Here is a 7,321-nt window from a genome sequence, read left to right on the forward strand (position 1 = left end):
ACCGGCCCGAGAACCGGCCCCTGCGGCTCGGCTCGCTGAAGTCGAACATCGGCCACGCCCAGGCCGCCGCCGGGGTGGGTGGTGTGATCAAGGTGGTGCAGGCGCTGCGCCACGGCGTCATGCCCGCCACGCTGCACGCTACCGAGCCGTCGCCGTTCGTCGACTGGTCGGCAGGCGCGGTCGAACTGCTGACCGAGGCGCAGACCTGGCCCGACCTCGACCGGCCGCGCCGCGCTGCCGTGTCGTCGTTCGGCATCAGCGGCACCAACGCCCACGTCATCATCGAACAGGTCCCCGCCGCGGACCTGCCCGCCGAGCAGCCCGCCGCGGAGCGGGCACCCGCGCCGGCGCAGCAGCAGCCGGCCGCGCAGCCGAAGCCCGAGCCGTCGGGTGCCGAGCAGCCGCAAGCCGAGCCGGCGGCCGGAACCATGCCACTGCCCGTGCCGGTCGTCCTGTCCGGACGGACGGAGGCCGCGCTGCGGGCACAGGCGGCACGGCTGCGCGACGCCGTGCTCGCCGAGCCGGTCGCGCTGCCCGATCTCGGCTGGTCCGCGCTCACCGGCCGGGCCCGGTTCGATCAGCGGGCCGTCGTGCTCGCCGCCGACGCGGAGCAGCTCGTCGCCGGGCTGACGGCGCTCGCCGAGGAGCAGGACGACCCGCGCGTCGTCACCGGCGGTGTCGTGCCCGGCACGGACCAGGTCGTGTTCGTCTTCCCGGGCCAGGGCGCGCAGTGGGACGAGATGGCGCAGCGCCTGCTCGCCGAGTCCCCGGTCTTCGCCGACAGCATCGCCGACTGCGACCGGGCCCTGTCCGCGTACGTCGACTGGTCGCTGCTGGACGTGCTGCGCGAGGTCGAGGGCGCGCCGTCGCTGGAGCGCGTCGACGTGGTGCAGCCGGTGCTGTTCGCGATGATGGTGTCGCTGGCCGCGCTGTGGCGCTCGTACGGCGTGCGGCCCGCCGCCGTGGTCGGGCATTCGCAGGGCGAGATCGCCGCCGCGCACGTCGCCGGGGCGCTCACCCTCGACGACGCCGCCCGGGTCGTCGCGCTGCGCAGCCAGGCCATCGGCGCCATCGCCGGGCAGGGCGGCATGATGTCGGTGCCGCTGGGCCTGGCCGCCGTGCAGGACCTGCTCGCCCCGTGGCAGCCGGCGATCTCCGTGGCGGCGGTGAACGGCCCCGCCTCGACGGTGGTCTCCGGCGAGGTCGGCCCGCTGCAGGAGCTGCACGCCCAGCTCGTCGCCGACGGTGTGCGCGCCCGGCTGGTCCCCGTCGACTACGCCTCGCACTCCGCGCACGTCGAGCGCATCGAGCAGCGCCTGCTGGAACTGCTCGCGCCGGTGCGCCCGCGCGCCGCGTCGGTGCCGTTCTTCTCGACGGTCACCGCGAGCCTGCTGGACACCACCGAGCTGGACGCGGGCTACTGGTACCGCAACCTGCGCCGGACCGTGCGGCTGGAGGAGTCCGTGCGTGGGCTGCTCGCCACCCGGCACCGGGTCTTCGCCGAGATGAGCCCGCACCCGGTGCTCATCGTGGGCATCGAGGAGACCGCCGAGGCGGCCGGTGAGCGCATCGTCGCCGTCGGTTCGCTGCGCCGCCGGCAGGGCGGCCTGGACCAGTTCCTGACCAGCGCCGCGCGGCTGCACACGGCCGGCGCGCCGGTCGACTGGACACCTGCCTTCGGGGCCGGCGCGCGGCGGGTGGACCTGCCCGCGTACGCGTTCCAGCGGCAGCGCTTCTGGCTGCGCGCCGCCACCGGCACCGGGGACATGTCTTCGGTGGGGCTGGCCGACGCCGCGCACCCGCTGCTCGGCGCGGCCGTCGAGCTGGCCGGCGGCGACGCCGTGCTGACCGGCCGGATCGGGCTGCGGGCGCAGCCGTGGCTGGCCGGGCATGCCGTGTACGACACCGCGCTGCTGCCCGGGGCCGCGTTCGCCGAACTCGCCGTGCGGGCCGGTGACCAGGTCGGCTGCCCGCACGTGGAAGACCTCACGCTCTGGTCACCGCTGCTGCTGCCCGCCTCCGGCGGCGTGCAGCTGCAGGTCACCGTCACCGGCACGGGCGAGCGCCGGGAGCTGGCCGTGCACGCCCGCCGCGACGGCGAGCAGGAGTGGACCCGCCACGCCAGCGGCGTGCTCACCCAGGCCGCCCCGGCGGCCCCGGCCGGGCCGGGCGCGTGGCCGCCGCCGGGCGCGGTCGAGGTCGACCTGGACGGGGTCTACGAGCGGCTCATCGAGCACGGCTACCGGTACGAAGGCGCGTTCACCGGGCTGCGCCGGGTGTGGACCGACGGCGGCGACGTGCTCGCCGAGGTCGTCCTGCCCGAGCAGCACCGCGCCGACGCGGGCCGGTTCACGCTGCACCCGGCGCTGCTCGACGCCGCGCTGCACCCGCTGCTGCCGGGCGTCGTGGGCGGCGGGCGGCCGCTGCTGCCGTTCGCCTGGACCGGCCTGACCGTGTACGCGGCCGGGGCCACCGAGCTGCGGGTGCGCCTGAGCATCAGCGAGGACGAGCAGGGCGCGACGGCGCGGCTGCTGCTCGCCGACCCCACCGGCGCGGTCGTCGCCACCGTCGACGAGCTGACCCTGCGCCCGCTGACCCGCCAGGTGCTGGCCGGCACCGCGGGCAACGGCGCACTGTACGAACTGGACTGGAGCACGGTTCCGCCGGCCGAGCAGGCTGCCGCGGCGTACCCGATGATCGGTCCTGATCTGCTCGGCCTGCGGCCCGCGGCCGTGCACGCGGACCTGGCCGCCCTCGGCGCGGCCCTGGACGCGGGGGAGCCCGCGCCCGACGTGGTGCTGTGCTGCGCCGCCTCGCCGGCCCCCGGCGACATGCCCGCGGCGGTGCGCGACGCCGCCTACGGGGTGCTCGACCTGGTGCAGGCGTGGCTCGCCGACGAGCGGTTCGCCCGGTCCCGGCTGGCCGTGGTCACCCGCCGGGCCATGGCGCGGGCGGGCGAGCGCGTCGGCGACCTGCCGCACGCGGCCGTATGGGGCCTGGTCCGCACCGCGCAGACCGAGAACCCGGACCGGTTCGTGCTCGTCGACCTCGACGACCTGCCGGGCACGCCGCGGCTGCTCGCCGGTGCGCTCGCCACGGGCGAACCGCAGCTGCTGCTGCGCGACGGCGCGGCCCTCGCGCCCCGGCTGGCCCGGCCGTCGGCCGGCGACGTGCTGCCGGTGCCCGAGGACAGCCCCGCCTACAAGCTGATCGTCGACGGCGGCACCCTGGAGAACCTGCGCTTCGTGCCCGCGCCGGAGGTGCTGGAACCGCTGGCCGAGGGCACGGTGCGGGTCTCCGTACGGGCCGGTGGCCTCAACTTCCGCGACGTGCTCATCGGACTGGGCATGGTCGACCAGCGCCACGCGGTGATGGGCGCGGAGGGCGCGGGCGTGGTCGTCGAGGTCGGTCCGGGCGTCACCGACCTGGCCGTCGGCGACCGGGTGACCGGCTACTTCCCGGGCGCGTTCGCGCCGCTCGCGGTCGCCGACCGGCGGCTGCTGGCCCGGCTGCCCGACGGCTGGGGCTTCGCGCAGGCCGCGTCGGTGCCGGTGGTGTTCCTGACCGCGTACTACGGCCTGGTCGACCTGGGCCGGGTCCGGCCGGGGGAGAAGGTGCTGATCCACGCCGCGGCCGGTGGCGTCGGCATCGCCGCGGTGCAGCTCGCCCGGCACCTGGGCGCGGAGGTGTTCGGCACCGCCAGCCCCGGCAAGTGGGGCACGCTGCGGGCCCTCGGCCTCGACGACGACCACATCGCCCACTCGCGCACCCTCGACTTCGGCGACCGGATCCGCGCCGTCACCGGCGGATCCGGCGTGGACGTCGTGCTCAACTCGCTGGCCGACGAGTTCATCGACACGTCGCTGCGGCTGCTCGGCGACGGCGGCCGCTTCCTGGAGATGGGCAAGACCGACATCCGCGACACCGCGCAGGTCGAGGCCGCGCACCCGGGCGTGACCTACCGGGTGTACGACCTGACGGCGCTCGCCAGCACCGAACCCGGCACGCCCGGGGCGATGCCCGAGCGGATGCAGGAGATCCTCGCCGAGGTGCTGGCCCTGTTCGAGCAGGGCGTGCTCCAGCCGCTGCCGGTGACCACCTGGGACGTCCGGCACGCCGTCGAGGCGTTCCGCTTCCTGTCCCAGGCGCGCGGCACCGGCAAGGTCGTGCTGACCGTGCCCCGGCCGCTCGACCCCGACGGCACCGTCCTGATCACCGGCGCGACCGGCACCCTCGGCGCGCTGGCCGCCCGCCACCTCGTCACCGGGTACGGCGCCCGCCACCTGCTGCTGGTCAGCCGGCGCGGCCCCGACGCCCCCGGCGCGACCGAGCTGCGCGACGAACTGACCGGGTTCGGCGCGCACGTCACCGTCGCCGCCTGCGACGTCGCCGACCGCGCGGCCCTGGCCGAGCTGCTGGCCGCGATCCCCGAGGCGCATCCGCTGACCGGGGTCGTGCACACCGCGGGCGTGCTCGACGACGGCGTCGTGGCGGGCATGACCCGGGAGCAGTTCGAGAACGTGCTGCGTCCCAAGGCCGACGCCGCCTGGCACCTGCACGACCTCACCCGCGACGCGGACCTGTCGATGTTCGTGCTGTACTCCTCCTTCGCCGGGCTGCTCGGCCAGGCCGGGCAGGCCGACTACGCGGCCGCGAACGCGTTCCTGGACGCGCTCGCCGCGCACCGCCGCGACCTCGGGCTGCCCGCGGTGTCCCTGGCCTGGGGCCTGTGGGCGCAGGCCAGCGGCATGACCGGGCACCTCGACGAGGTCGACCTGCGCCGGATGGCCCGCAGCGGCCTGCTGCCGCTGTCGAGCACCGAGGGCATGGCCGCGTTCGACGCCGCGCTCGCCCTCGGCCGGCCGGCCGCCGTGCCGACCCGCCTCGACCCGGCGGCCCTGCGTACCCAGGGCGAGAACCTGCCGGCGCTGCTGCGTGGGCTGGTCGCCGTCGCCACCCGGCGCGCGGCCGCGGGCCAGGCCGCCGCGCCGGGCGGATCACTCGCCGACCGGCTCGCCGCCCTCACCGAACCCGACCGCCGCCGCACCCTCGTCGACCTCGTACGCACGCAGGTCGCCACGGTGCTCGGCCACACCGGACGCGACACCGTCGCCGCCGACCGGGCGCTCAAGGAGCTCGGGTTCGACTCATTGACCGCCGTCGAGCTGCGCAACCGGCTCAACGCCGCGACCGGCCTGCGGCTGCCCACCACCCTGGTCTTCGACCACCCCACCGCCGGGGAGATCGCGGCCTTCCTGCGCGAGCAGTTCGTGCTCGGCGAGGTCGCCGCCGACACGGCCGTGCTCGCCGACCTGGACCGCATCGGCGCGCTGCTGCGGGCCTCGCTCGGCGAGGGCGCCGCCCCGGACCGGATCGCCGGGCGGCTGCAGGAACTGCTCGCGCTCTGCGCGACCGCCGACGCCCCGCAGGCCGACGACGACCTGGACGCCGCGACCGACGACGAGCTGTTCGCGCTCGTCGACCAGCTGAGCTGACCGCATCGGAGCTGAGAGATGGCAGACGAGGACAAGCTTCGCGAATACCTCAAGCGCGCGGTCGCCGACGCCCGCGACGCGCGGCGACGGCTGCGCGAGATCGAGCAACGCCGCCGCGAGCCGATCGCGATCGTCGGCATGGCCTGCCGCTTCCCCGGCGAGGTCGGCTCGCCGGAGCAGCTGTGGGACCTCGTCGCGGCCGGTGGCGACGCGATCGGGCCGTTCCCGGCCGACCGCGACTGGGACCTCGCCGGGCTGTTCGACGCCGACCCCGACGCGATCGGCAAGACCTACGCCCGCGAGGGCGGCTTCCTGCACGACGCCGCCGAGTTCGACGCCACGTTCTTCGGCATCTCGCCGCGCGAGGCGCTGGGCATGGACCCGCAGCAGCGGCTGCTGCTGGAGACCGCGTGGGAGGCGTTCGAGCGCGCCGGCATCGACCCCGACCGGGTACGCGGCGAGCGCGTCGGCGTCTTCGTCGGCGCGACCGACCAGGCCTACGGGCCGCGCATGCACGAGGCCGGCGAGGCCGTCGCCGGGCACCTGCTCACCGGCAACACCTCCAGCGTCGCGTCCGGGCGCATCGCGTACCAGCTCGGGCTCACCGGCCCGGCCGTCACCCTGGACACCGCCTGCTCGTCGTCGCTGGTCGCGCTGCACCTGGCCGCGCAGGCGCTGCGCAACGACGAGTGCACGATGGCCCTGGCGGGCGGGGTCATGGTGATGTCGACCCCGGGCACGTTCGTCGAGTTCAGCCGCCAGCGCGGCCTGTCGCCCAGCGGCCGCTGCCGCTCCTTCGCCGCCGCCGCCGACGGCACCGGCTGGTCGGAAGGTGCCGGGCTGCTGCTCGTGGAGCGGCTGTCCGATGCGCAACGGCTCGGCCACCAGGTGCTGGCCGTGATCCGGGGCAGCGCGGTCAACCAGGACGGGGCCTCCAACGGCCTGACCGCCCCCAACGGGCGCTCGCAGCAGCGGGTGATCCGCCAGGCGCTCGCCGACGCCGAACTCACCCCCGCCGACGTGGACGCTGTGGAGGCGCACGGCACCGGCACGAAACTGGGCGACCCGATCGAGGCCGAGGCGCTGCTGGCGACGTACGGGCCGGGCCGGGCCGAGGACCGGCCGCTGTGGCTCGGCTCGGTGAAGTCGAACCTGGGCCACACCCAGCACGCCGCCGGGATCGCCGGGGTCATCAAGATGGTGCAGGCCCTGCGCGCCGGGGTGCTGCCGCAGACGCTGCACGTCGACGAGCCGAGCCCGTACGTGGACTGGACCGCGGGCGGGGTGCGGCTGCTCACCGAGTCGCGCCCGTGGCCGGCCGGTGCCGTGCCGCGCCGGGCGGGCGTGTCGTCGTTCGGGGTCAGCGGCACCAACGCCCACCTGATCCTGGAAGAGGCCCCCGCCGAGGCGGCCTCGGCAGACGCCGCCGTCGACGAACCCACCGCCGCGCCCGCGACCGCATCCGCTGCGGTGCCGCAGCCGGTGGCCTGCGCCCTCGTGCCCTGGGTCCTGTCGGGACGGTCGCCCGGTGCGCTGCGTGCGCAGGCCGCGCGCCTCTCCACCGCGCTCGCCCGCGCAGACCGGCAGGACGCGGGACTCTCGCTGGCCGCGACGCGCTCGACGTTCGAGCACCGCGCCGTGATCCTGGCCGCCGACCACGATGAGGCACTGGCCGGGCTGGCAGCCCTGGCCGACGGCCGTTCCAGCGCCGCCGTGGTCACCGGCGAGGCCGCGCCGGGCCGGTTGGGTTTCCTGTTCACGGGTCAGGGTGCGCAGCGTGCGGGCATGGGCTTGGGCCTGTACGAGGCGTTCCCGGTGTATGCAGG

Annotated in this window: 2 protein-coding genes; both read left to right on the top strand. The window is 76.2% G+C overall.

The genetic code is table 11. The features are described from left to right. The coding region (locus Cco03nite_RS41380; RefSeq protein WP_203699524.1) for an SDR family NAD(P)-dependent oxidoreductase at nt 1-5,495 on the top strand (5,495 nt) is incomplete at its 5' end. Nucleotides 5,496-5,513: 18 nt separating this feature from the next. Then, a partial coding sequence (locus Cco03nite_RS41385; RefSeq protein ID WP_203699525.1) for a type I polyketide synthase occupies nt 5,514-7,321 on the top strand: 1,808 nt, incomplete at its 3' end.

It is taken from the genome of Catellatospora coxensis (genome assembly GCF_016862635.1).
Lineage (GTDB): Bacteria > Actinomycetota > Actinomycetes > Mycobacteriales > Micromonosporaceae > Catellatospora > Catellatospora coxensis.